General features: G+C 33.2%; 26 protein-coding genes and 1 tRNA gene. 20 read left to right on the top strand and 7 right to left on the bottom strand.

The genetic code is table 11. From position 1 onward, the window contains the following. The first annotated feature begins 13 nt into the window (after positions 1-13). From hrcA to mtaB, 5 genes are all read left to right on the top strand, one after another. Positions 14-1,027, top strand: coding sequence for a heat-inducible transcriptional repressor HrcA (gene hrcA, locus ACCQ40_RS03285; RefSeq protein ID WP_410032595.1), 1,014 nt, complete (start codon positions 14-16; stop codon positions 1,025-1,027). 12 nt (positions 1,028-1,039) lie between these two features. Beyond that, positions 1,040-1,621 (top strand): nucleotide exchange factor GrpE, encoded by a 582-nt coding sequence (gene grpE, locus ACCQ40_RS03280; protein ID WP_394011656.1) that lies wholly within the window; start codon positions 1,040-1,042, stop codon positions 1,619-1,621. Positions 1,622-1,633: 12 nt separating this feature from the next. Next, complete coding sequence (gene dnaK, locus ACCQ40_RS03275; protein ID WP_394011655.1) at positions 1,634-3,448, top strand: molecular chaperone DnaK; 1,815 nt, start codon at positions 1,634-1,636, stop codon at positions 3,446-3,448. Between the two features lie 107 nt (positions 3,449-3,555). After that, complete coding sequence (gene dnaJ / locus ACCQ40_RS03270; protein WP_394020550.1) at positions 3,556-4,674, top strand: molecular chaperone DnaJ; 1,119 nt, start codon at positions 3,556-3,558, stop codon at positions 4,672-4,674. Then, the gene (gene mtaB, locus ACCQ40_RS03265) at positions 4,674-5,969 is read left to right on the top strand and encodes a tRNA (N(6)-L-threonylcarbamoyladenosine(37)-C(2))-methylthiotransferase MtaB (protein ID WP_410032594.1); all 1,296 of its coding nucleotides are present in this window, start codon (positions 4,674-4,676) and stop codon (positions 5,967-5,969) included. Before dnaJ ends, mtaB begins: the two co-directional genes overlap by 1 nt. A 31-nt stretch (positions 5,970-6,000) precedes the next feature. On the opposite strand, the gene ACCQ40_RS03260 is transcribed toward mtaB, so the two are convergent. Further along, positions 6,001-6,672, bottom strand: a complete 672-nt coding sequence (locus ACCQ40_RS03260) for an NAD(P)H-binding protein (RefSeq protein WP_410032593.1) — start codon at positions 6,670-6,672, stop codon at positions 6,001-6,003. Positions 6,673-6,812: 140 nt separating this feature from the next. On the opposite strand from ACCQ40_RS03260, the gene ACCQ40_RS03255 reads away from it, so the two are divergent. The 3 genes from ACCQ40_RS03255 to ACCQ40_RS03245 all read left to right on the top strand — a co-directional run bounded on the left by ACCQ40_RS03255 (position 6,813) and on the right by ACCQ40_RS03245 (position 8,458). After that, positions 6,813-7,148, top strand: coding sequence for a histidine triad nucleotide-binding protein (locus ACCQ40_RS03255; protein WP_410032592.1), 336 nt, complete (start codon positions 6,813-6,815; stop codon positions 7,146-7,148). Positions 7,149-7,207: 59 nt separating this feature from the next. Beyond that, complete coding sequence (gene rpsU, locus ACCQ40_RS03250; protein ID WP_101540532.1) at positions 7,208-7,387, top strand: 30S ribosomal protein S21; 180 nt, start codon at positions 7,208-7,210, stop codon at positions 7,385-7,387. An 87-nt stretch (positions 7,388-7,474) separates the two neighbouring features. Beyond that, a complete protein-coding gene (locus ACCQ40_RS03245; RefSeq protein WP_410032591.1) occupies positions 7,475-8,458 on the top strand; it encodes an NAD(P)-dependent oxidoreductase in 984 nt (327 codons plus the stop codon). 21 nt (positions 8,459-8,479) lie between these two features. On the opposite strand, the gene rsmI is transcribed toward ACCQ40_RS03245, so the two are convergent. From rsmI to ACCQ40_RS03225, 4 genes are all read right to left on the bottom strand, one after another. Beyond that, entirely contained in the window at positions 8,480-9,301 is an 822-nt protein-coding gene (gene rsmI, locus ACCQ40_RS03240) for a 16S rRNA (cytidine(1402)-2'-O)-methyltransferase (protein ID WP_410032590.1), read from the bottom strand. 66 nt (positions 9,302-9,367) lie between these two features. Further along, positions 9,368-11,233: an FAD-binding protein gene (locus ACCQ40_RS03235; RefSeq protein ID WP_410032589.1), complete on the bottom strand. Its 1,866-nt coding sequence runs from the start codon at positions 11,231-11,233 to the stop codon at positions 9,368-9,370. A 75-nt stretch (positions 11,234-11,308) separates the two neighbouring features. Next, on the bottom strand, positions 11,309-12,010 hold the full coding sequence (locus tag ACCQ40_RS03230; protein ID WP_410032588.1) for a tRNA1(Val) (adenine(37)-N6)-methyltransferase: 702 nt from the start codon (positions 12,008-12,010) through the stop codon (positions 11,309-11,311). Positions 12,011-12,077: 67 nt separating this feature from the next. Continuing rightward, a complete protein-coding gene (locus ACCQ40_RS03225) occupies positions 12,078-13,502 on the bottom strand; it encodes an aldehyde dehydrogenase family protein (protein ID WP_410032587.1) in 1,425 nt (474 codons plus the stop codon). A 117-nt stretch (positions 13,503-13,619) separates the two neighbouring features. Here ACCQ40_RS03225 and glmM point away from each other — a divergent pair, with 117 nt between their 5' ends. From glmM to ACCQ40_RS03175, 10 genes are all read left to right on the top strand, one after another. Beyond that, the gene (glmM, locus tag ACCQ40_RS03220; protein WP_410032586.1) at positions 13,620-14,972 is read left to right on the top strand and encodes a phosphoglucosamine mutase; all 1,353 of its coding nucleotides are present in this window, start codon (positions 13,620-13,622) and stop codon (positions 14,970-14,972) included. Further along, positions 14,965-15,282 carry an aspartate 1-decarboxylase (aspartate alpha-decarboxylase) gene (locus ACCQ40_RS03215; RefSeq protein WP_394011644.1) on the top strand — a complete coding sequence of 106 codons (318 nt, stop codon included), beginning with the start codon at positions 14,965-14,967 and terminating at the stop codon, positions 15,280-15,282. Before glmM ends, ACCQ40_RS03215 begins: the two co-directional genes overlap by 8 nt. A gap of 76 nt (positions 15,283-15,358) precedes the next feature. Then, the gene (gene rpmG / locus ACCQ40_RS03210; RefSeq protein ID WP_203127412.1) at positions 15,359-15,508 is read left to right on the top strand and encodes a 50S ribosomal protein L33; all 150 of its coding nucleotides are present in this window, start codon (positions 15,359-15,361) and stop codon (positions 15,506-15,508) included. 9 nt (positions 15,509-15,517) lie between these two features. Beyond that, positions 15,518-15,700, top strand: a complete 183-nt coding sequence (gene secE, locus ACCQ40_RS03205; RefSeq protein WP_410032585.1) for a preprotein translocase subunit SecE — start codon at positions 15,518-15,520, stop codon at positions 15,698-15,700. Positions 15,701-15,712: 12 nt separating this feature from the next. Next, a complete protein-coding gene (nusG, locus tag ACCQ40_RS03200) occupies positions 15,713-16,315 on the top strand; it encodes a transcription termination/antitermination protein NusG (RefSeq protein WP_394011642.1) in 603 nt (200 codons plus the stop codon). Between the two features lie 60 nt (positions 16,316-16,375). Next, positions 16,376-16,804, top strand: a complete 429-nt coding sequence (gene rplK, locus ACCQ40_RS03195) for a 50S ribosomal protein L11 (RefSeq protein ID WP_394011641.1) — start codon at positions 16,376-16,378, stop codon at positions 16,802-16,804. 38 nt (positions 16,805-16,842) lie between these two features. Continuing rightward, the gene (gene rplA / locus ACCQ40_RS03190; RefSeq protein WP_394011640.1) at positions 16,843-17,556 is read left to right on the top strand and encodes a 50S ribosomal protein L1; all 714 of its coding nucleotides are present in this window, start codon (positions 16,843-16,845) and stop codon (positions 17,554-17,556) included. Between the two features lie 201 nt (positions 17,557-17,757). After that, positions 17,758-18,339, top strand: a complete 582-nt coding sequence (rplJ, locus tag ACCQ40_RS03185; RefSeq protein WP_410032584.1) for a 50S ribosomal protein L10 — start codon at positions 17,758-17,760, stop codon at positions 18,337-18,339. An 82-nt stretch (positions 18,340-18,421) separates the two neighbouring features. Further along, entirely contained in the window at positions 18,422-18,808 is a 387-nt protein-coding gene (gene rplL, locus ACCQ40_RS03180; protein WP_410032583.1) for a 50S ribosomal protein L7/L12, read from the top strand. A 113-nt stretch (positions 18,809-18,921) separates the two neighbouring features. Beyond that, positions 18,922-19,365, top strand: a complete 444-nt coding sequence (locus ACCQ40_RS03175; protein ID WP_394011637.1) for a Fur family transcriptional regulator — start codon at positions 18,922-18,924, stop codon at positions 19,363-19,365. 28 nt (positions 19,366-19,393) lie between these two features. Here the strand turns inward: ACCQ40_RS03175 and ypfJ are convergent, their stop codons facing one another. After that, positions 19,394-20,311, bottom strand: coding sequence for a KPN_02809 family neutral zinc metallopeptidase (ypfJ, locus tag ACCQ40_RS03170; protein WP_394011636.1), 918 nt, complete (start codon positions 20,309-20,311; stop codon positions 19,394-19,396). Positions 20,312-20,472: 161 nt separating this feature from the next. Here ypfJ and ACCQ40_RS03165 point away from each other — a divergent pair, with 161 nt between their 5' ends. Further along, complete coding sequence (locus ACCQ40_RS03165; protein WP_410032582.1) at positions 20,473-22,890, top strand: glycoside hydrolase family 3 protein; 2,418 nt, start codon at positions 20,473-20,475, stop codon at positions 22,888-22,890. Positions 22,891-23,035: 145 nt separating this feature from the next. Here ACCQ40_RS03165 and ACCQ40_RS03160 read toward each other — a convergent pair. Then, positions 23,036-23,111, bottom strand: a tRNA-Thr gene (locus tag ACCQ40_RS03160). A 126-nt stretch (positions 23,112-23,237) separates the two neighbouring features. Between ACCQ40_RS03160 and tuf the strand changes: the two genes are divergently transcribed. Continuing rightward, on the top strand, positions 23,238-24,237 hold a 1,000-nt coding region (gene tuf / locus ACCQ40_RS03155; protein ID WP_410032581.1), incomplete at its 3' end, for an elongation factor Tu.

Here is a 24,237-nt window from a genome sequence, read left to right as displayed (position 1 = left end):
AAAGGAGATAAATTTGAATGATAGAAAGTTAAAAATATTATTCTCTATCATAGACTCTTACATTATAGATGGTGAGCCAATTGGCTCAAAAAGCCTTGCAGATACCTACAAATTGGATGTATCACCTGCAACAATCAGAAACGAAATGAGTTCTCTTGAAAAAATGGGCTTAATAGAAAAAGCTCACTCTTCAAGTGGTAGACTTCCTTCTGATAAGGGATATAGAATGTTTGTAGATTATATTCTTAAAAATGAAATGGAGGATATATCAAAGGCAAAGAAAAGTGAAACAATTATAAACTTACTTGATAAAAATTATCACAATGCAGAAGACATTGTGGAGACTGCAACTAAGATGCTAGCTGAACTTACGAATTTAACAGCAGTATCTATGACTCATAAAAATGAAATAAAAATGATAGTAAATATGGAGCTTATCAGATTATCGGATAGTCAATTGCTATTACTAGCAGTATTTGACAATGGACTTATAGTAAAAGATAGTATATATCTTGATTATGAAATAACTCCTGATGAGCTATTATTTATTAATAACGTTCTTAAAAAGACAATGGTAGAAACTGATATCAATGAGGTTTATAATAATCTTAATTTACTTGAAATTACTTTGCTAAATGATTATAAATCTTTACTTGAGATTATAGAAAAAAGGCTACAAAGCCAGTCTTTTGGTAAGCAAAATAGAGAAATACAAATTGAAGGGCTTGGAAATATCTTTAATTTTAAAGAATATGATGATTTATCTAAGGCTCGTGATTTTATTAAACTATTAGATAGTAAAGAAAAAGTAAATAGTTTTTTGGGTAACAACTTATACGATAAACTCGATATAACAATAGGATATGAAAATAAGCTCGATGAACTAAAAGAAAATACTGTCATTACATCATCTTTTAAAATAAACAATGATGTCATTGGACACATCGGAGTAATAGGGCTAACTCGTATCAATTATATCGAAGTAATATCAGATATAATGATGATATCTAGACTACTTAATGATTGAAAGGGCTTAAGGATGGATGAAAAAAAATTAAATGATGAAAAGCTTGATAAAGACCAGACTGAAAATCAAGAAATCTTAGAAGAAGATGAAATTATCGATGGCGAAATAGTTGATGATGATTATGAAGCCGTTGATGAAGATAAAGAGAATAACGAAGTAACTAATGAAAAACTTGAAGAAGATTTCAACGAGTTTAAAGATAAATATCAAAGACTTCTAGCGGATTTTACAAACTATAAACAAAGAGAAGAAGCTAGCAAGGTAGATTTTAAAAAATTTGCAGTAAGTAACTTAGTAGAAAAACTTTTACCAGTTCTCGATAACTTTGATAGAGCCTTAAAAGACCAAGACCCAGAAGATGGACTTGTTAAAGGAATAGTGATGACTCGTGATGAAATGTTAAATATCCTTAAAAACGAAGGTTTAGAAGAAATACCATCAGATGGTGAAATTTTTGATCCAAATGTTCACCAAGCAGTTTTGGCTGAAGATTCTGATGAGGTTGAAAGCGATCATATTATTGAAACATTTCAAAAAGGATACAAATTAAATAATAAAGTTATAAGACCAGCAATGGTTAAGGTAGCAAAATAGGAGGCTATTAATATGGCAAAAATTATAGGAATTGACTTAGGTACAACAAACTCAGCAGTAGCTGTTATGGAAGGTGGAAGCCCAGTAATTATTCCAAACAGTGAAGGTAACAGAACTACTCCATCAGTTGTAGCATTTACAAAAGATGGAGAAAGATTAGTTGGTGAAACAGCTAAAAGACAAGCAATAACAAACCCAGATAGAACAATCTCATCTATCAAAAGAGAAATGGGTTCTGACTATAAGACAGCAGAAATTGATGGTAAAAAATATTCACCAGAAGAAATTTCTGCTATGATCTTACAAAAATTAAAATCAGATGCAGAAAAATATTTAAATGACACAGTTACTAATGCGGTAATCACAGTACCTGCTTACTTTACAGATGCTCAAAGACAAGCAACAAAAGACGCAGGAAAAATTGCAGGTCTAACAGTAGATAGAATTATCAACGAACCTACTGCAGCTTCATTAGCATATGGTTTAGATAAAGAACATGACCAATCTAAAATCATGGTTTATGACCTTGGTGGTGGTACATTTGACGTTTCTATTCTAGAAGTAGGTGATGGAGTATTTGAAGTACTTTCAACACGTGGTAACAATAAACTAGGTGGGGATGACTTTGATAACAAATTAGTAGACTACCTAGCAAGTGAATTTAAAAAAGAAAATGGCGTAGATCTTACAAAAGATTTAACAGCTATGCAAAGACTTAAAGATGCAGCTGAAAAAGCTAAAAAAGAATTATCATCAACAATGACTACAAATGTAAACTTACCATTTATTACAGCAGTTGATGGTCAACCAGTTCACTTAGATATCTCAATTTCAAGAGCCAAATTTGATGAACTTACAAAAGATTTAGTTGATGAAACAAGAAAACCAGTAGAAGATGCATTATCAGATGCAGGTTTAAAATCATCTGATATTGATAAAGTACTTCTAGTAGGTGGATCTACAAGAATCCCAGCTGTTCAAGACTTAGTTAAAAACTTAGTAGGTAAAGAACCACAAAGAGATATCAACCCAGATGAATCCGTAGCACTTGGTGCAGCTATCCAAGGTGGGGTACTAACAGGTGAAGTAAAAGACTTACTATTACTAGATGTTACACCACTATCATTAGGAATTGAAACACTAGGTGGAGTTGCTACAAAACTTATCGAAAGAAATACAACAATTCCAACTAAAAAATCACAAGTATTCACTACTGCAGCAGATGGTCAAACAGAAGTAGATATCCACGTTGTTCAAGGTGAACGTGAAATGGCTGCAGACAATACAACACTTGGACGTTTCCAATTAACAGGTATCCCAGCAGCAAGACGTGGTGTTCCACAAATTGAAGTAACATTTGATATAGATGCAAATGGTATTGTAAATGTAACTGCTAAAGACCAAGGTTCAGGAAAAGAACAAAAAATTACTATCACATCATCATCTAACCTAACAGATGAAGAAATCGATAGAAAAGTAAAAGAAGCAGAACAATTTGCTGAAGAAGATAAAAAGAAAAAAGAAGATATCGATACAAAAAATAATGCAGAAAGCCTAGTATACCAAGCTCGTAAAACACTAGAAGAAGCTGGTATTGAAGGTGCTCAAAAAGATGAGATCGAAGCAGAAATTAAAAAACTAGAAGATGCAATTGCTTCAGACAATACAGAAGAAATCAAAGCTCAAACAGAAGCCCTTCAAGAAAAAATCTACTCCATGAGTGAACAAATGTATAAAGCTGCAGGAGCAGAAGGTGCTGAAGCTGGTAGTGCAGATGATGACGTAGTAGATGCAGACTACGAAGTTATCGATGATGATGAAGAATAAATTTAATTTATAATAGCAAACTTAGGTAAAATAAGTATAATAAATTAAATAAAATAAAAAGCTATTTCATTGTGAAATAGCTTTTTTTAAGTGTAAATGGAGGAAATATGCAAGATCCATATGAAGTACTTGGCGTTAGCCGTGATGCTAGCGACCAAGAAATAAAAAGAGAATACAGAAAACTTGCTAAAAAATATCACCCAGATTTAAATCCTGGTGATGAAGAAGCAGAACAAAAGTTTAAAGAAGCAACTTTAAGCTATGAAATATTATCAGATAGTGAAAAAAGAGCCCAATACGATAGGTATGGAGCAGCTGCCTTTGAAAACGGTGGAGCTGGTGGCTACGGCGGAGGATTTTCAGGAGGATTTGGAGATCTTTTTGGAGATTTATTTGGTGATTTATTTTATGGTGCCGGTGGAGGGGCTAGCAATAGGCCAACCAAGGGTTCAGATATTCAACAAATAGTAAAACTAACCTTTGCCGAAGCAGCTTTTGGGGCAAGCAAAGAAATACAAGTAAGACGCGAAGTAGAATGTGAAACTTGTAATGGAACAGGTGCAGAAAATCAAAACTCAGTTCATACCTGTGATAAGTGTAACGGAGCTGGAGTAGTAAATGAAGTAAGCCAAACACCATTTGGTAGGATGAGTAGAACTGTTACTTGTGAAAAATGTGGCGGTACAGGTGAAATCATAGATGACCCATGTAAAGTATGTCATGGTGAAGGAACAGTTATAAAATCTGAACGCATAAAACTTGATATCCCATCAGGAGTGGAAACAAATAATGTAATGCGTATAACTGGCAAAGGAAATGCTGGAGAAAATGGTGGTCCATATGGAGACTTGTATGTAGTATTAGATGTAGAAGATCATGAAATATTTAAACGTGATGGTTTAGACATTTATTACGATATGCCAATATCATTCCCAACAGCGACCCTAGGTGGTGAAATAGAAGTACCAACCTTACATCAAACTACAAAATTTGAAATTCCTGCAGGTACTCAGACAGGTACTAAGTTTAAGCTTAAAAGAGAAGGAATTACAGATAGCAGAACAAAAAGAACAGGTGACTTATACTTCTATGTAAATGTTGTAACTCCAACAAACTTAAACAATGAACAAAAAGAAGCCTTAGAAACTTATGCCAATACTTTAGGAGAAGAAGTAAAGGCACACGAAAAAGGATTCTTTGCAAAAATTAAGGACTTATTTGACTAATGACAAATTCATTTAACATAATAACTCTAGGTTGCAAGGTAAACCAGTACGAATCAGAAGCAGTAGAAGAATTATTTTTACAAAAAGGCTATGAAAAAGCTAATGAAAACGCTGATATATACGTGATAAATACCTGCACTGTAACCAATATGAGTGATAGAAAAAGTAGGCAAATGATATCCCGTGCCCGCCGTGATAATCCAGAAGCAGTTGTTGCAGTTATGGGTTGCTATTCCCAAGTAAAACCTGAAGAAGTTGCAGCAATTGAGGGAGTAGATATTGTATTAGGTTCTCGTAATAAAGAAAATGTAGTAGAACTTTGCGAAGATGTTTTACAAAATAAGGGAGCTATTGATAAAATAATAGCCCCAAGTGAAACAAAAAGTTTTGAAGAACTACAAATTTCTAACCAAACAGAAATGACAAGAGCCTACCTAAAAATCCAAGATGGCTGCAATATGTACTGTTCCTATTGTCTAATTCCCTATGCAAGGGGCAATATAGTTAGCCGTGATATACCATCAATTGTAGAAGAAACTAAAAGATTAGCTAAAAATAACTTTAAAGAAATAGTTTTAACAGGTATTCATGTATCAAGCTATGGAAAAGACTTTGACGATGGATCTAGCCTAATAGATGTTATAGAAGCTGTAGCAAAAGTAGATGGTATAGAAAGAATAAGATTATCTTCTATGGAACCTAGGCATATTTCTATAGAGTTTTTAGAAAGAATGAAAGCTACCGGAAAAGCTTGTGACCACTTCCACCTATCCCTGCAATCAGGATCAGATGATGTTCTAAAAGCTATGAATAGAAAATATGATAGAGCTTTATATAAAGAAAAAGTAGAAGAAATTAGGCAAGTTTTCCCAAATGCGGGGATAACTACAGATATTATAGTTGGTTTTCCTGGCGAGACAGAAGAAAATCACAAGCAAACTATGGATTTTGTAAATGATATTAAATTTTCAAAAACCCATTTATTCAAATTCTCCCCAAGAGAAGGTACTCGTGCTGCAAAAATGGGTAATCAAATAAATGGTAATATCAAAAAAGATAGACTCCATGATTTAGAAAAAATTGAAGAAACTAATCGTGAAGAATTTTTAGAAAAGCAAATTGGAAAAGTCTTATCAGTTTTAGTAGAATCAAAATCAGACTTAGAAGGATATAGTGGGGGATATTCTACAAATTACTTAAAAGTAAATGTAAAAGAAGATATCCCTGCTAATACTATTATTGATGTGAAGATTACTGAAATAGTCAATTATGAGTTAGTAGGAGAACGTATATAAAAAGACAGCTTGTGAGCTGTCTTTTTGATTGCTATTTTATATCTTCTAAAGCTTCATCTATATCAGTATCTCCAGCTGCAATTTGAATTTCTTCGTTTTTGTATCCATCGCTTAAAAGTAACTTTGCAACTACTTTAGCGACATCACTACGAGATATAGACTGATCACCTGCTACTTTTGTTGAGTGGGTGTCAGTTACTTCGATAGTTCCCTGACCAGGATTATCATTTAAGCTTGATGGGTGAATTATAGTATAAGTTAATCCAGAATTATTTTTTAGATACAAATCTGCATAGTGTTTGCAAATTGTATAGGTTTTGATTGGGTCATCTGGATTTTCTACAGCTTCTCTTGATGAGTCCCAGGTAGAAACCATATAGTATTGGTCAACTCCTGCTTTTTTAGCAGCCTCCATAGTTTTGACAGCACCATCTAGGTCAACTTTAACAGTAGTTTCAGCACCATCCTTACCACCAGCTCCTATAGTAAATAATACTTTATCATAACCTTTAAAACTTTCTACCATATCATCTATAGAGTCTTTGGCAACATCAATTAATTTTGCATCTATATCACTAGCTTTAAGTTCTTCTAACTTTTTTTCATCTCTTACACTTGCTGTAAAATCTGCATTGGACTCTTTTAGAAGCTTAGTTACTTTACTTCCAACTCCACCATTAGAACCTAAAATTAAAATTTTCATTATATATCCTTTCTTTTCAAAGTCATTATTTATTGTATACCCTAATTAAAAATATTTACATAAAAGATGTGCATTTATCAATGTAATTTATTGACTCGGTTTTTTTATTGTGGTAAAATATATACTAATGGGGGTGAAGTATGGATTGTGTATTTTGTAAGATTGTTACAGGAGAGATTCCTAGTGACAAAATCTACGAAGATGAAGACATAATTGCCTTTAATGATTTAGATCCACAAGCACCTATCCATTTTCTTGTTATACCAAAAAAGCACATAACAAGTTTAGCGCAGATAGAAGAAAGTGACAGCGCTCTTATAGGTAGAATTATGCTAGCTATCCAGAAATTAGCTTCAGAAAATAATCTAGAAAGCTATAGAGTTGTTACAAATATCGGCGAAGACGGGGGACAGACAGTTCCTCACTTGCATTTTCACGTTCTAGGTGGCAGAGCATTTCACTGGCCTCCAGGCTAAAATGTAATCCACAATAGAATATGAAAAAATTTTTGTGTAATACGAGAGGGGGGATAGAGATGACAGAAATTAAAGTTGGAGAAAACGAATCAATCGATAGTGCAATTAAAAGATTCAAAAGACAATGCGCAAGATCCGGTGTACTTTCTGAATACAGAAGAAGAGAACACTACGAAAAACCAAGCGTTATTAAAAAGAAAAAAAATGACGCAGCTAAAAGAAAAAACAGAAAAAAATAATTTTATAATTTAAAGAACCTAAGGGTTCTTTTTATTTTGCTTAAAAATAGGGTAGAGATACTATATAAACTTTTAAAGGAGCTAGAAATGAAGATTTGCATATATAATCCTAATTCTCTTTCTATAAAATACATCAAACAATGGGAAGAGAAAAATAATATAGAAGTAGATATAGTAGATGAACCTATAAATAATGAGAATATTTCAAGACTAGAGGATGCTGATGGGTTAGTGCTAGCAGCATCAAGTAAACTTAGCGATGATATGTATCAAAAGATTGCAGATTATGGGATCAAACAAATTTCTATAACATCCGTTGGCTATGATAGGATAAATTTAGAAAAAGCAAATGAAGCTGGACTAGTAGTAACTAATACACCAGATTATTCTCCAGAATCAATTGCCGAATTTACTGTAATGATGATTTTAAAACTACTTAAAAAAGATAGTGAGATCCAAAATGATATGGAGAAAAAAGATTTTCGCTTTAGTGAAAATAAACTAGGTAAAACTTTAAGAGGAAAAACAGTTGGTATCTATGGTCTAGGCACTATTGGTTACTTAGTTGCTGAAGGCTTAAAACCGTTTGGAGTAAAGATAATAGCTACCACTCCTCACCCAAAATCTTATGCAAAAAACACAGTAGACTTTGTAGAATTTGATGAACTTTTAGAAAAATCAGATATTTTTTCTATTCATGCGGCCCTAGTTGATGAAAATTTCCACCAATTTGATAAAGATGCTTTTGATAAAATGAAAGATGGGGCACTAATAGTAAATACATCTCGTGGAGGACTTATAGATACAAAAGCCTTATTAGATGCTATAGATGATGGCAAAATTGATGGAGCAGCCCTAGATGTTTATGAAAATGAAGATGGTATTTATGGTAAAAATAATCCAGACTATGATGATAAATTATTTGATACGCTGCTTAATCATCCTAAAGTAGATATGTATAGTCACATAGCATTTTTTACTGATACTGCTTTAGAAAATCAAATGAAATATGCCCTAGATAGCGCAGTAGAAGTTATAAAAACAGGGGATTCTGAAAATAGAGTAAATTAAAAATCGGGCACATCGCCCGATTTATTTATTTAAAGATAAGACGTATTCATAGATTTCATTTTTTGAGAAATCACTTACTTTTTTTATATTTTTAACTATATCCTTTGTCCTAAGTCCCTCATCTATTTGTTTTTTAATCTCATCCTCATAAGCACTTATGTCAGCATCCTCGCTTTTAACTTTGCCAGATAAAATCAGAACAAATTCGCCTTTTAAGGTTATATCTTCAATTTTTATATCAGTTATATCTTCTAATACATATTCCTCAAACTTTTTTGTAAGCTCACGGGCTATACAAAGTTTGCGGTCAGCAAAATATTCTTTAAAATCATTAAGAGTATTTTCTAAGTTGTGAGGGGTATCAAATAAGATTGATGTTTTATATTCATTTTCTAATTCTTGATATAATTTCTTTTTATCTCCATTTTTCTTTGGAATGAAACCATAATAAGAGAAGCGGTCATTATCTAGTCCTGATCCTACAAGGGCAGTTATTATCGAGCTTGCTCCTGGTAAAATTGTATATGAAATATTTTCTTCTATACATTTTTTTATAAGGATATGACCTGGGTCTGATATACCAGGCATGCCTTGGTCAGTTATTATTCCATAAGTTTTACCAGCATTGACATTTTCTATTATTTCTATACTCTTACTTGTTTCGTTAAATTTATGGTAGGAGGTAAGGGGTTTATTTATGCCATAATGGTCTAGTAGCTTTTTACTTTCCCTAGTGTCTTCGCAGGCTACAATATTTACTTCTTTTAGGGTATTAATTGCCCTAATTGTCATATCGTCAAGATTTCCTATTGGTGTAGGAATAAAATAAATTTGATAGTCCATAAAAACTCCTTTAATTTATTGTATCAAAAAACACGCCTAAAACAAATTAGACGCGTTTTTAAAATCTTATTTATTGATATTTTCTGCTGCTGATTTACCAGATATTCTACCAAATATTACTGCTGATGAGTAAGCACCAGATGTATCTGTTACTTCACCTGCTGCGTATAAGCCTTCGATTATATTATCTTCATTATCTAATACTTGGGCTTTTTCATTTGCAACTATACCACCTTTAGTCATGTGTACTGCAGGGGTAACTGTTACACAGTATAATTTGCCGTCTGTATTTATTTCTTCTTCTGCAACTTCTTCTCTAAATGGATCATCAATTTCATCTTTTACAGCTTTATTGTAGGTATCAAATGTTTCTTTTAGAGTATCAGCTTCACATCCAATTGCTTCAGCTAAAGATTCTATATTATCGTATTCTGCTATATAACCTTTTTCTACTTGACTTGTTAGTCTATAGAAAGAATCCCTTGCTGCTTCATCAAAGATGTAGTATACTGGGCGATTTTTCATCATTTCTTGACCGTATTCTACACCACCACTAGTTTCATCTATAAATCTTTCTCCATTTTCATTTACAAAAATAAAATTACTATCAAAAGCACCAGTAAGGTCACGTCTAGGATCTAAGATTTTAGGGAAGATGGATGGTTTTTCCATATCGTCTAATTTGATGTTGTGATTTTTAGCTATTTCTACAAAGTCACCAGTTGCACCCATTTGGTTTGATGTAGGGATCTCTTCTGCTCCTGGTATATACTCTGCTAATAAATCAGGATTATTAGAGAAACCACCTGTTGCAATAACTGTAGATGTAGCATTTATATTATAAGTATTTTCCTTATCTTCTACTACTGCTCCAGTTGCTTTAACATCTTCTATTAGTAAATCTGTAGCTTTTGTTCCTGGAATTATGTCCACACCAAGTTCTTTTGCGGTTGCTTCTAATTTTGTTTGAATATAGTCACCAGCATATTCATCTTCTTTGGCCATGTGGTTCATAGAGCCATCTTCACCAAAGTTATGGTCAAGTTCTATACCTTGGTCTCTTAACCAACTATCTATTTCAAAAGCTCCATCTGTAATAGCATCGATTCTTTCTTCGCTGTCCCAAGATTTTTCTAGGTAATTTTCTTTGTATTCTTCTTTAGTTACTTCGTTATTATTTGCTTTCATAGCTTCAGAATTAGCCATGTCAAAGAAGTTCATATCAAATTTACCGTTACCACTTAGGATATCCATTTTTTCGATAACAGTTACGTTTTCTACACCATCTTGTTTAGCTTGAATAGCTGAAGAAAGGCCAGCAGGGCCAGCACCGATTACAAGAAGGTCCGTAGTTTTATCTTCTGCTTCAGATAATTCTCTATCTTCTTCATAGCCTGTAGAATTGGTTACTTTTATAGAATCTTTATCAAGTCCTGCTTCCTCTAATGCAGATAATGTTGCTTGCTTAATAGCTGTTGTTGAGTAAGTAGCAGCAGATACAGAGTCTACATCTGGGCTATTTGCTTCTATTATTTTTTCTTTGATTATAGGAAATGCTCTGTTTATAACAGCATCTGTCTCGTGATTTTCTAAAAGTTCTATGTCTGAGATTTTGCCATCTGCAATTGTTACTTCTAGATTTAGTTCACGGTCATAGCCATTAGCACTTGCCTTATATGTACCATCTTTTAAGGATGTACTATTCTCTTTTTTATCTTTTGAGTCAGCCTTCTCATCTTCAGCTTCCTCAGAATTTTTTTCTGTATTTCCTTCGCTAGTAGCTTCTTCCTCAACTTTTGTGGTTTCTTCTACTTGTTCACTCTGTTCATTTTCTGGCTTTTGCTCATTCGTATTTGCATTATTATCACAACCAGAAAAAACCAATGATAGTGACAGGGCTAGAACTAATGGTTTAAGTTGATTAATTTTCATATTTCCTCCTAATATGATATAATTTTTCAACAATATTTTAACACTTTTAACAATATATTACAAATTTTATAGGAATTAAATCAGGCCATTTATAATCTTCATTTGCTGACTATAGTTCCCATTTTCATAAATTATTAGTGGATCTTCAATTTTTATTCCATCATTGGCATTTTTTACAAATTCAATCAAAATAAACTGGGGCTTTTTATCATATGTGGAATGAACAAATTTTATTCTTTTTGGCTTGAGGTTGCCTGATTCTTTAAAGATTTCTACCATGCGTTCTGGCTTATGAATCATAAACATTTTTCTTCTATCTTTTAAGGTTTTATTAGCAAAGTCAAAAATATTTTTTAAGCTTAGGTACTTTTCTTGGCGGGAGATAAGAAATTCTTTACTTTTATTTCCGATATTATCTGTAATTTTATAGTAGGGAGGATTGGTTATTATGTAATCGAGCGTATTTGTGCCAAGATTAACTTTATTTAAGTCCTCATTTATAATTTCTATATTAGAAATTTTGTTTAGTATTAAATTTTCTTTAAGTAGTTTTGCCTTTTCTTTTTGAATCTCTATGGCATAAACTTTCTCTAAATCATAATAACTATTAGCTCCAAGACTAAGAATTCCGGAGCCACTGCCTATATCAGCTAGAGTTTTATTTTTCTTCATTCTTGCAAAGTCCAATAAAATTATGGAATCAACTCCAAAAGTGTAGGACTTATCTACATGTATCATTTTTATATCTGTTTTTGGTATGTAATCTAATTTTCTCATACTTTCATTATAGTATACTTTGCCATAAAAAAAGAAGAGCCTAAGCTCTTCTTAAAAATTTTTTAATTTATTTGGTATAAATTGATTTTAATTCGTAGTATTCTAATAATCCGTATAGTCCACCTTCACGGCCGATACCTGATTGCTTGTAACCGCCAAATGGTAGGTTTGGTCCCTTTTGTGATGTATTTACATAGCATTCTCCAGCTTTTATTTCTTTAGCAACTTCTAAGGCTTTTTCATTTTCACCAAATACTGCTGAAGATAGACCGTAGTCTACTGCGTTTGCTACTTCAATAGCTTCATCAACATCTTTTACTTTTACAATTGATAAAACTGGTCCAAATATTTCCTCATCATGGATGATCATTCCAGGTTTTACATTAGTAAATATAGCAGGTTTTACGTAATAACCTTTACCAGATTTTTCTGGTACTTCGCCACGAATTAATTCAGCACCTTCTTCTATACCTTTTTCGATATAATATTTTACTCTTTCAAATTGTTTTTCACTTGAAAGTGGTCCTACTACTGTTGATTCATCTGTTGGGTCACCCACTGGATAGTTTTCGTATTGATTTAAGAATTCTTCTAATACTTCATCATAGATATCTTCTGTAACTACAGCGCGTGATAGGCAAGAGCAAGTTTGTCCGATGTTTTTATAAACAGTGTTTAGTACTTGTTCAACACCTTCTTTTATATTAGCTCCTTTTATAAATACTGCTGGAGACTTACCGCCTAGTTCTAGAACAACTTTTTTTGCAGTATCCATTCCAGCTTTAGCTGAAGCAGCACCACCTGCAAGAGATCCTGTGTAGGAAATCATTGCAACTTTTGGATGCTTATTTAATATATCTCCAACTTCAGATCCTTGACCAGTTATTAGGTTAAATACACCTTTTGGGAAGCCTACTTCATCAATACCTTTTGCAAGCAAGTATGCAGATAAAGGAGTATTTGTAGCTGGTTTTTGTACAACTGTACATCCTGATACTAGGGCAGGTATTACTTTTTGAATAATTTGTCCTAATGGATAATTCCATGGTGTTATCGATGCTACTACACCTATTGGTTCACGAACTAAAATTCCACCCTCCATTGGAGTTTCTAAATCTATATTTTGTACTTGTTCAATAAATACATCAGCACGGCCAATTTGCCTACCAACTTGGGATCCGTGACCAACATGGATTGGAATACCAAGTTCTAATAAAATTAATTCATCAAAGTCATCTTGATGTTCATCTATCCATTGGTTTAATTTTTTAACTAATGCTACTCTCTCTTCTATAGGAGTCTTAGACCAAGCTGGGAAAGCATCATAGGCAGCATCTACAGCCTTATTTATATCCTCTTCATTTGCGCTAGGGATTTTTGCAAAAATCTCTTCTGTAGCTGGATTTTCTACATCGATAAACTCACCACTAGCAGCATCGACATATTCTCCATTTATATAAAATTTTTCGTTGTTTAATGTTTCTATATTCATAATCTCACCTCATATAAATTGTACCCTTTGAACTTTTAATAACCATTTTGTTTTGAAAGTTTCCACAAAGTGTATAATAAACCTATAGATAAAACTGTTTTACATATAGGAGGTTTTATGAAATATTTCGGAACTGATGGTTTTAGAGGAGAAGCAAATAAAGGACTAAATGTCTACCATGCTTTTAAAATAGGAAGATTTTTAGGAGATTATTTTAATAAAAAAAACGGCTATAGCGGTAAGATTTTAATAGGAAAAGATACTAGAAGGTCATCTTATATGTTTGAAGATGCTCTATCAGCAGGTATTACTTCTTCAGGATCAAACGCCCACCTACTACACGTAACCCCAACTCCATCTGTATCATATATAGTAAGAAGCGAAGATTTTGATTGTGGAGTAATGATAACAGCAAGCCACAATCCTTACTATGATAATGGAATAAAAATAATAGATTCTAGCGGGGAAAAAATGAAAGATGATTTCCTCGAAAAATTAGAAGCTTATATAGATAGCGATATAAATGATATTGACCTAGCAATTGGAGAAGATATAGGCCGTACTGTTGACTTTATAGGGGGCAGAAATAGATATATTGCATTTTTAATCCAAACTGTAGATAAATCTTTTGAGGGTATAAAAGTAGGTCTTGATTGTGCAAATGGGGCAAGCTTTACAATAGCTAAACCAGTATATGATGCACTAGGCGCTGATACCTATGTAATGAATGATAAGCCAAATGGTTTTAATATAAATGTAGATGCAGGTTCCACTCATATAGAAAATTTACAAAAATTTGTTTTGGAAAATAAACTTGATGTAGGTTTTGCATTTGATGGGGATGCGGATAGATGTATAGCTGTTGATAGCGATGGAAATATTGTTGACGGAGATTCTATCCTTTATGTATGTGCAAAACATATGAAGGATGAGGGAAAGCTTCCATCAAATACAGTAGTAACTACAGTTATGAGTAATATTGGCCTATATAAAGCTTTAGATAATCTTGGCATAGATTATGTAAAAACTAAAGTTGGAGATAAATATGTACACCAGTCTATGGAAGAAAATGACTATGAGATTGGAGGAGAACAATCTGGTCACGTTATCTTTAGAAAATATGCTAAAACTGGTGATGGTATTCTAACTTCTCTTAGGATAATGGAGGCTATGATTGAACAAAAATCAGACCTTAAATCATTGACCCGAGATTTAAAAATATATCCACAAACAATGTCAAATGTAAGAGTAAAGGATAAAGAAGCTACCTTAAATAATGAAGCAGTAAATGAAAAGATAAATGAAATTACTAATAAGCTAGCAGATACTGGTAGGGTATTGGTAAGAGCTAGTGGAACAGAACCTGTTATTAGAGTAATGGTAGAAGCTGAAACTGATGAAATAGCGAAAGATTCTTGCGAAAAAATAGTAGATGTAATTAATAAAGAAGGTTTGAGTATAGATGCGTGATTTTAAAACAGGCAGACTTATAGATCCAAAAGAAAGAGTTTTAATAGTAAAAGATAAAGTTTATTCAAATGATAGCTTTATAATTTTTGATACTAGAAAACTAGAAGATTATCCTCCTGAAGTCTATTATGATAGAGAAGATATATATCTTGGAAAGATGTTTGATGAAGATATATATGTATTACCAGATATAGAAGAAATTTTATTAGGTTACCAAGATCAATGTTTTTCCAATCATGACCTTGATGATTTAAGAGAATTTTTAGTAGCAAGGCGCATATCTTTTTATGAAAAATTAGAGCAAAATTAAGTTGACAAACTATTATATGGATGGTATTATTATCACTTGTAGGAATTATCCGTATATAAAATTAGGAGGTGTTTTAATGGCAGATAAAGTAAAATTAGAATGTACTGAATGCAAAAACAGAAACTACGATACTACAAAAAATAAAAAAACTCACCAAGAAAGAATTGAGTTAAATAAGTATTGCCCTTTCTGTAAAAAACATACATTGCATAGAGAAACAAAATAGGAGCAAATAATGGCAAAAAAAGATGAAGGTTTTTTCGCCTCTGTTAGTAGAGAAAGAAAAAAAATTCAATGGCCAGATAAACAAACCACCATTCAATATACACTTTTAGTTTTAGCTATCAGTGCTATAACAGGAGTTGTGATTTGGCTATTAGATATGTTATTTGCAAATCTATTAGGTTTTATAATTTAATGTAGGTGCATGATGACAGATTCTTTTGACAGAAACGAACCTTTAGAAGATCAAGCAGAAGCTGTAGAAGATACAGTAGAAGAAACAAGCGAAGCTTCTGAAAAGGCAAAATGGTATGTAGTTCATACTTATACAGGCTATGAAAATAGGGTTTGTGATAAAATTAGATCAATGATAGATAATGAGCAAAACCCAGATATCATAGATGTAACAGTGCCAACAGAAGAATACGTTGAAGTTAAAAATGATCAGAAAAAAGTAAAAACTAGAAAATTATTCCCAGGCTATGTAATGGTAAAAATGAATGTTACCAACAAATCTTGGTATATTATTAGAAATACTCAAGGGGTAACCGGTTTTGTAGGTCCAGATAGAAAACCTGTACCACTTACACCAGCAGAAGTTAGAAAATTTGGTGTAAAAGAGAAAAAACCAATTATGGATATCAATGTAGCTGTAGGAGATAATGTAAATATCATCGCAGGTCCATTCAAGGATTTTGTAGGTGAAGTTACCGAAGTAGATGCCGAAAAACAAACTATAAAAGCATTTGTTGATATTTTTGGACGTGATACTTCAATAGACTTAGAATTTACAGATATCGAAACAATTTAGTTTTATAACTGCTAGAACGTGGGAGGGCAAACCCCCGCTATGACCACAAGGAGGTAAATTATGGCAGATAAAGAAGTACAAGCAGTAGTTAAATTACAAGTACCAGCAGGAGCAGCATCTCCAGCACCACCAGTAGGTACAGCACTAGGTCCACACGGAATTAATATTATGGACTTTGTACAAGCATTTAATTCACAAACAGCAGATCAAGCTGGAATGATAATACCGGTAGAGCTTACAGTATTTACGGATAGAAGCTTTACATTTATTACAAAAACACCACCAGCACCAGTATTAATCAAAAAAGCTATCAACCTAAACAAAGGTTCAGGTGAGCCAAACAAAAACAAAGTTGCATCAATTAAAAGAAGCCAACTAGAAGAAATCGCTCAAACCAAAATGAAAGACCTTAATGCAGCTAGCTTAGAAGCAGCAGTAAGCATGATAGCAGGAACAGCAAGATCTATGGGAGTAACTGTAGAAGATTAGTGGGAGAGGAAACTCGACTTACCACAAGGAGGAATTAAATGGCAAAAAGAGGAAAAAAATATTTAGAATCTAGAAATTCATATGATATTACACAAGAATATGAATTAAATGACGCTTTAGAAATTGTTGAAAAATCAGCAAAAGCTAACTTTGATGAAACAGTAGAACTTCACTTAAAACTTGGTGTTGACAGCCGTCACGCTGACCAACAAGTAAGAGGTACTATTGTACTTCCACACGGAACAGGTAAAGAACAAAAAATCCTTGCTTTCGTTAAAGAAGATAGAATTGATGAAGCTCTAGCTGCAGGTGCTGACTATGCAGGTGGAGATGAATTAGCAGAAAGAATTCAAAATGAAAACTGGTTAGATTTTGATGTAGTAATTGCAACACCAGATATGATGGCTACAGTTGGTAAAATTGGTAGAATATTAGGACCTCAAGGTCTTATGCCAAACCCAAAAACTGGAACAGTTACAATGGATGTAAAACAAGCTATTGAAGAAATCAAAGCTGGTAAAGTAGAATATAGAACTGATAAAGCAAACCTAATCCACGTTCCAACAGGAAAAATTTCTTTTGGACAAGAAAAACTTGCTGAAAATATTAGAGCGCTACTAACAGCAATTGTAAAAGATAAACCAGCATCTTCAAAAGGTAGATATATCAGATCAGTAACTGTAGCATCAACTATGGGACCTGGTGTAAAACTATCACCTCAAAGAGTAATGGATTTAGTTGATAAAAAATAATTTGCAAAATAAAAAATATATGATATAATATCATAGTCAAATAAACAGGCTACCAAAGACTACGCAGACAGTAATGTTTAATAATTGCGTATAGGTGGGAGAAATGAAACTTACATCCCCACCGGTGTAAGCATATTTATTATGCTTATTAAAGTGGGGGTTTTTTAATACCTACCAAAAAAGCCTTTAGGAGGTGAAATAGTGAGCGAAAAAGCTATAGCAGCTAAACAAGAAGTTGTTAATGAAATTAAAGAAAAAATCGAAAATTCAAAATCTGTAACACTTGTTGGTTTTGATAGAATGGATGTTCAAGAAATCACAGATTTACGTTCAAAATTTAGAGAAGGCAACTCAGAATACAAAGTTTATAAAAACACAATGATGAGATTTGCTTTTGAAGAACTTGGATACGGTGATTTAACAAGTGAACTAAAAGGAACAAACGCATTAATCTTCTCAAATGAAGATTCAGTTACAGGTCCAAAAGTTGCTGTTGACTACAGAAAAGCTGGAGATGAAGAAAAAGAAAAACTTCTAATCAAAGCTGGTCTTGTAGATGGAAATATCCAAACAGGCGAACAAATGACTGCAATTGCATCATTACCAAGCAAAGATGTTCTTTACTCAATGCTTGCAAATGTATTACAATCACCAATCCAATCACTTGCTGGTGACCTTAATAATACAATTGCTAAAATTGCCCTTGCTCTTGATGCAGTACGTGTTAAAAAAGAAGAAAACGGCGAAACAGCAGAAGAAGTAGAAGAAACAACAGCTGAATAATAAGTAAGATTCAGTGATTAAAAAGTAGAATCAAATACTAAAAAAATAAAGCTTAACTATAAATTATAAAAGGAGAATTAAAATGGCAAGCGAAAAAGTAACACAATTATTAGAAGATATTAAAGAACTTACAGTACTAGAATTATCTGACTTAGTACACGCAATCGAAGAAGAATTTGACGTAACAGCACAAGCAGCAGTAGTTGCAGCAGCACCAGGAGCAGCAGCAGCTGGTGGAGAAGCAGCAGCAGAAGAAAAATCAGAATTTGATGTAGTTCTTAAATCAGCAGGACAAGCTAAAATCAACGTAATCAAAGTTGTAAAAGATGCAGCTGGTCTAGGACTTAAAGAAGCTAAAGCATTAGTTGATGGTGCACCTGCAACAGTAGCAGAAAAACTTTCAAAAGACGATGCAGAAGCTTTAAAATCTCAATTAGAAGAAGCTGGTGCAGAAGTAGAACTTGCATAAGTTTTTTAAACTTTTTATTAAAAGGCTCTATAATAGAGCCTTTTTTATTTTAAAATTTTTAGCTATTGATTAAGTCTAATAATACTGTATACTAAATAAAAGAAAGGGGTGCTATGGAAACTAAACTTAAGGAGATTAAGGATCTCAATACTGAAAATAGAATGAATGAATTAAAAAAAATACTAGAAGCAAATGATATTAGATTATCTCATCAAAGACTTCTAATACTAGATTATTTAGTTTTAAATCACACCCATCCTACAGCAGAAAAAATATATAAAGATTTAAAAGAAATAGATCCAGTTATATCGCAAGCTACAGTTTACAATACTCTTAATCTTTTTTCAAATAAAAAGATAATTAAAGAATTAGACTTTAATATGAGTAGCAAAAGATATGAATTTAGGAAAAAATTTTATGGGCATTTTATATGTGAAAAATGTGGTGACATAAGTGATTTTGAAATAATTAATCATCGCTTACCTAATGAACTAGGTGATTTTGATATTCAATCAGAAGAAATAGTTTATAGGGGACTTTGCCCAAAATGTAAATAAAAAAAGACCTCCATTTGAGGTCTTTTTTTTATTGGATTCTATCAAAAAATACCATAGAATGTTCTATATCATGATATTTATATCCTAGGTCAAAAGCTTCTTTTCTTTGAGCTGATGAACCATGGGTAAAGGTATCTACATTTACATTTCTACCTGACATTTCTTGAATTTTATCATCACCTATAGCTGCAGCAGCATTCATTGCTTCATCTATGTCTCCAGGCTCTAAATAACCTTTTTCTTCGACATAATAAGCAAATAGTCCACCAAAATAATCTGCTTGTAGCTCTTGGGCTACAGAATATTTATTGTATTCTTTGGTAGGTAAAGTTTGTCTAAGTTTGTTAGTTTGCTCTAAGATACCCAGTTGATTTTGAACATGGTGGCCAACCTCGTGAGCTAAAACATAGGCAAAGGCAAAGTCACCACCTGCCCCGAATTGATTAACTAATTGATTATAAAAGTCCACATCAATATAGATACTTTCATCAATCGGACAGTAAAAGGGTCCCATATTTGATTGAGCAACTCCACAAGCTGATCTTGTAGATCCTGTAAAAGGAACCATAGTAGGTTCTTCGTAAATTGCATCCATTTCTTCAAACTTAGCATGCCATACATCTTCTGTATCAGCTAAAACTACCGCCAAGAAGTCCTCCAGTCTATCACGTTCACTGGATTGATCATTGCTACGAGAATTTGGATTTACTTGAATTTGTTCTTGGTATTGGTCTTGATTGTTAGCATTATCGTTTCCTACATCTGAACCGATTCCGCTAATACCTCTGAAAAGTGCCATTAAAATAAAAAATAAAATGATTCCACCTAGACCACCACGTCCGCCAGTGGGTAAGAATACTGGGCCTCGATATCCGCCTCTTCCACCACCGCCCATGCTTGGACCTCGTCTTACATTTGAGCTCCTTCGTCTATCTTGCCATTTCATATATCTCCTCCATAAATCTTAATATATTATTTATTACCCAATAATTTGATAATTTAATTATAGAGAAAATTTCAAATACAATATAACAAAATTTGAAAATGTTTTCTTGACTTATAACTTCTAACAATTTATACTAAAAATATATAAACTAGGAGGGATATATGAATAAAAAATACCGCTACGGTGTAGCAATGCTATTAGCTTTGGGAGTAGGCACCCTGCCCAATAATATAGCACTAGCTTCTGAGACAAATCAACAAGCAGTTATAGAGTATGATGCACAAAATTTAGATGATGTTTTTAGCCAAGACATGGAAGAGCTTATTAAAGATAATGAACCAAATTCTGAAGAGAACACACCTATTGAAGAAGAAAATCTCGAAAATCAAGCTTATAAGGCAGAAAATGCTAGTGAATCCACTACTAAGAATGAAGAAGTTAGTACAAGTGAAATAAGTACTAATAACATTGATAGGAAAAATGATAATAATAAACCTAGAGATAAAAAAATAGAAGATAAGATAGCAAAAATGACCTTAGATGAAAAAATTGGCCAAATGCTTATGCTAGAATTCAGAAGCTGGGAAGATGAAAATGGTGAACTCAAAGAAGTAACTGAATTAAATGAAGATATAAAAAATGCCATTGTAAAATACAAGGTCGGTGGAGTTATTCTTTTTGCAGAGAATGTTCGTGATACCGAACAAACTACAAAACTTACTCATAATATCCAGAAAGCTGCTATAGAAAATGGTCTAGACCCTTTATTAATTTCTATAGATCAAGAAGGAGGTATTGTAGTAAGACTAGGAACTGGGACATCCTTACCTGGCAATATGGCACTTGGAGCTACTAGAGATAAAAAATTAGCTTATGAATACGGGAAAATTATTGCAGATGAAATAAAAGCCCTAGGTATAAACGTAAACCTTGCACCAGTAATGGATACTAATAACAATCCAAACAACCCTGTAATTGGATTGCGTTCTATATCTTCAGATCCTAAACTTGTAGGAGAGTTAGGTTCAGAAGTTCTAAGAGGTCTGCAAGATCAAGGAGTATCTGCTGCAATTAAACATTTTCCTGGTCATGGAGATACAGCAACTGATAGTCATCTAGGTTTGCCAGTGGTGGATAAATCATATGAAGAAGTAGAAAAATTGGAATTATTTCCATTTATAAAAGCTGCGGATGAAGGAGTGGATATGATAATGACAGCTCATATTTCCTACCCTCACCTTGAAAAAGACACAGCTATTTCAAAGAAAGATGACAGTATAGTAGGTATTCCTGCAACATTATCTGATGATATAATCACCGGAATTATAAGAAAAAAAATGAACTATGATGGCATAGTTATCACTGATGCTATGAAAATGCAAGCCATAGCTGATCATTTTGGAGAAGAAGATGCAGTTATAATGGCTATAAAAGCAGGAGTAGATATCCCTCTTATGCCAGCATTACTTCAAAAAAATGCTGATTTAGAAAAATTGGATAATATTGTGGGTAGAATTAAAAATGAATTAGATTTAGGAAATATTACTGAAAAGCAAATTGACAATTCAGTATATAGAATCCTAGACCTTAAATATAGAAGGGGCATATTAGATTTAGATCAATACAATAAACCTTTAGAAGAAAAGATAGATAATGCTTTAAAAGTTGTGGGGAATAAAGAACACTTTGAAAAACAAAGAGAAATTACAGATAGGGCTATAACTGTAACTAAAAACGTAAATAATGCTCTTCCTTTATATCCAAAAGCAGGAGAAAAAGTTTTAATATACACACCATATGAAAATGAAATACCAGGTTTTAAATATGGATTTGAAAAGCTACAAGATGAAGGAATCATAGATAAAGATGCATTATTAGACGTATTTAGCTTTGAAAGTTTTAAAGAAAATCCAAATGACGCTAAAGAAGTAATTAAACAATATACAAAAGATTATGACTATATTATAGGAGTTAGTGAAATAGGTAGGGCAGGTCAATTAAGTAAAGATGACTGGCTAGCACAAATTCCAGATATGCTTACAAGTTATGCAAAAGAAAATAATAAAAAGTCTACTATATTAAGTATTGGTAAACCATATGATTTAGATAGATACCAAAATTCTGATGCTCATGTCTTAGCCTATGGGTCAAAGGGAATGGATCCAACAGAAAAAGGTAAAGATCCAGCTAAAACATTTGGACCAAATATTCCTTATTCTCTAGATATAATTTTTGGTAAAGTAGCATCCACCGGAAAATTACCTGTAGATGTACCAGGACTTACAGAAGACTTTGAATATAATGATGAAATAGCTTATAAATTAGGCTATGGTTTAGAAACAAGATTAAAAGGTGCAGAAATTCTATCAGATAATAATGCTGATGAAAAATCATTGGCAGATGAAGTTGATGAAAATAAGCAAGAAATTGTAAAAGATACACCCATTAAAAGCATCGAAACAAAAAGAGAAGGAAGAACAAAACTAAACCCAAGTACAGGTATCAGTGGTATGGCAAGCGTTATAGTAACTCTTATCACAGCATCAACTACCTTTGTGTTTAGTAAAAAGAATAAATAAAAAAGAGGACTCTGTCCTCTTTTTTATTGTATATTGTACCAATATGTTGCGTTACCAACGTGTTACCAATACAGCCAAAAAATCGCGAAATATCGTGTAATATTATCTTAAAAAACGTTGAAAAAATGCATTTTGGGCAAAAAAATGGAGCCACTTCCCGGGATCGAACCGAGGACCTCATCCTTACCATGGATGCGCTCTACCTACTGAGCTAAAGTGGCATTACTTATATAGTATACACTATAATTTAGATATAAGCAAATAAAAATAATAATATTCTAGAAATATAGAATTTTGTAACTTTTTATGGTAGAATATTGATAAATGATTAAATTTGGGAGGATAAAATGTCTAAAGCACAATTTGACAGAAGTAAACCACATATTAATATCGGAACAATCGGTCACGTAGACCACGGTAAAACAACAACAACAGCAGCGATTACACAAGCTCTAAACAAAAAATACGGTACAGGTGAATTCGTAGACTACGAAAACATCGATAAAGCACCAGAAGAAAGAGAACGTGGAATCACAATCAACACATCAGTAGTAGAATACGAAACAGCAAACAGACACTACGCACACATCGACGCTCCAGGCCACGCCGACTACGTTAAAAACATGATCACAGGAGCAGCACAAATGGACGGTGCAATCATCGTAGTAAGTGCAGCCGACGGTCCAATGCCACAAACAAGAGAACACATCCTACTAGCACGCCAAGTAGGAATACCAAAAATCGCAGTATTCCTAAACAAACAAGACCAAGTAGATGATGACGAACTAATCGAATTAGTAGAAATGGAAGTAAGAGACCTACTTTCAGAATACGAATACGACGGAGACGAAGCACCAGTAGTAGTAGGATCAGCACTAAAATCCCTACAAGAAGGTGGAGAAGGCGAATGGTCAGACAAAATCCTTAAACTAATGGAAGAAGTAGACAACTACTTTGACATCCCAGAAAGAGACAACGACCAACCATTCCTAATGCCAGTAGAAGACGTAATGACAATCTCAGGACGTGGTACAGTAGCAACAGGTAGAGTAGAAAAAGGAACACTAAAAGTAGGCGATACAGTAGAAATCGTAGGACTAACAGACAAAACTTCAGAAGCAGTAGTAACTGGAGTAGAAATGTTCCACAAACAACTAGAACAAGCAGAATCAGGAGATAACGTAGGAATCCTACTAAGAGGAGTACAAAGAGACGAAATCTCAAGAGGACAAGTACTAGCAAAACCAGGAAGCGTACAACCACACACAGAATTCGAAGGCCAAGTATACGTACTAACCAAAGAAGAAGGTGGACGTCATACACCATTCTTCAGTGGATACAGACCAC

This window comes from Anaerococcus cruorum (assembly GCF_046365495.1).
Classification (GTDB): domain Bacteria; phylum Bacillota; class Clostridia; order Tissierellales; family Peptoniphilaceae; genus Anaerococcus; species Anaerococcus cruorum.
Note: the sequence above shows the minus strand (reverse complement) of the source record. Positions and strands in the feature narration are given on the sequence as shown.

Bases quoted from the DNA above. Each gene is read 5' to 3' on its own strand.
- grpE (WP_394011656.1), top strand. From the start codon at position 1,040: ATGGATGAAAAAAAATTAAATGATGAAAAGCTTGATAAAGACCAGACT.
- dnaK (WP_394011655.1), top strand. From the start codon at position 1,634: ATGGCAAAAATTATAGGAATTGACTTAGGTACAACAAACTCAGCAGTA.
- dnaJ (WP_394020550.1), top strand. From the start codon at position 3,556: ATGCAAGATCCATATGAAGTACTTGGCGTTAGCCGTGATGCTAGCGAC.
- mtaB (WP_410032594.1), top strand. From the start codon at position 4,674: ATGACAAATTCATTTAACATAATAACTCTAGGTTGCAAGGTAAACCAG.
- ACCQ40_RS03260 (WP_410032593.1), bottom strand. From the start codon at position 6,672: ATGAAAATTTTAATTTTAGGTTCTAATGGTGGAGTTGGAAGTAAAGTA.
- ACCQ40_RS03255 (WP_410032592.1), top strand. From the start codon at position 6,813: ATGGATTGTGTATTTTGTAAGATTGTTACAGGAGAGATTCCTAGTGAC.
- rpsU (WP_101540532.1), top strand. From the start codon at position 7,208: ATGACAGAAATTAAAGTTGGAGAAAACGAATCAATCGATAGTGCAATT.
- ACCQ40_RS03245 (WP_410032591.1), top strand. From the start codon at position 7,475: ATGAAGATTTGCATATATAATCCTAATTCTCTTTCTATAAAATACATC.
- rsmI (WP_410032590.1), bottom strand. From the start codon at position 9,301: ATGGACTATCAAATTTATTTTATTCCTACACCAATAGGAAATCTTGAC.
- ACCQ40_RS03235 (WP_410032589.1), bottom strand. From the start codon at position 11,233: ATGAAAATTAATCAACTTAAACCATTAGTTCTAGCCCTGTCACTATCA.
- ACCQ40_RS03230 (WP_410032588.1), bottom strand. From the start codon at position 12,010: ATGAGAAAATTAGATTACATACCAAAAACAGATATAAAAATGATACAT.
- ACCQ40_RS03225 (WP_410032587.1), bottom strand. From the start codon at position 13,502: ATGAATATAGAAACATTAAACAACGAAAAATTTTATATAAATGGAGAA.
- glmM (WP_410032586.1), top strand. From the start codon at position 13,620: ATGAAATATTTCGGAACTGATGGTTTTAGAGGAGAAGCAAATAAAGGA.
- ACCQ40_RS03215 (WP_394011644.1), top strand. From the start codon at position 14,965: ATGCGTGATTTTAAAACAGGCAGACTTATAGATCCAAAAGAAAGAGTT.
- rpmG (WP_203127412.1), top strand. From the start codon at position 15,359: ATGGCAGATAAAGTAAAATTAGAATGTACTGAATGCAAAAACAGAAAC.
- secE (WP_410032585.1), top strand. From the start codon at position 15,518: ATGGCAAAAAAAGATGAAGGTTTTTTCGCCTCTGTTAGTAGAGAAAGA.
- nusG (WP_394011642.1), top strand. From the start codon at position 15,713: ATGACAGATTCTTTTGACAGAAACGAACCTTTAGAAGATCAAGCAGAA.
- rplK (WP_394011641.1), top strand. From the start codon at position 16,376: ATGGCAGATAAAGAAGTACAAGCAGTAGTTAAATTACAAGTACCAGCA.
- rplA (WP_394011640.1), top strand. From the start codon at position 16,843: ATGGCAAAAAGAGGAAAAAAATATTTAGAATCTAGAAATTCATATGAT.
- rplL (WP_410032583.1), top strand. From the start codon at position 18,422: ATGGCAAGCGAAAAAGTAACACAATTATTAGAAGATATTAAAGAACTT.
- ACCQ40_RS03175 (WP_394011637.1), top strand. From the start codon at position 18,922: ATGGAAACTAAACTTAAGGAGATTAAGGATCTCAATACTGAAAATAGA.
- ypfJ (WP_394011636.1), bottom strand. From the start codon at position 20,311: ATGAAATGGCAAGATAGACGAAGGAGCTCAAATGTAAGACGAGGTCCA.
- ACCQ40_RS03165 (WP_410032582.1), top strand. From the start codon at position 20,473: ATGAATAAAAAATACCGCTACGGTGTAGCAATGCTATTAGCTTTGGGA.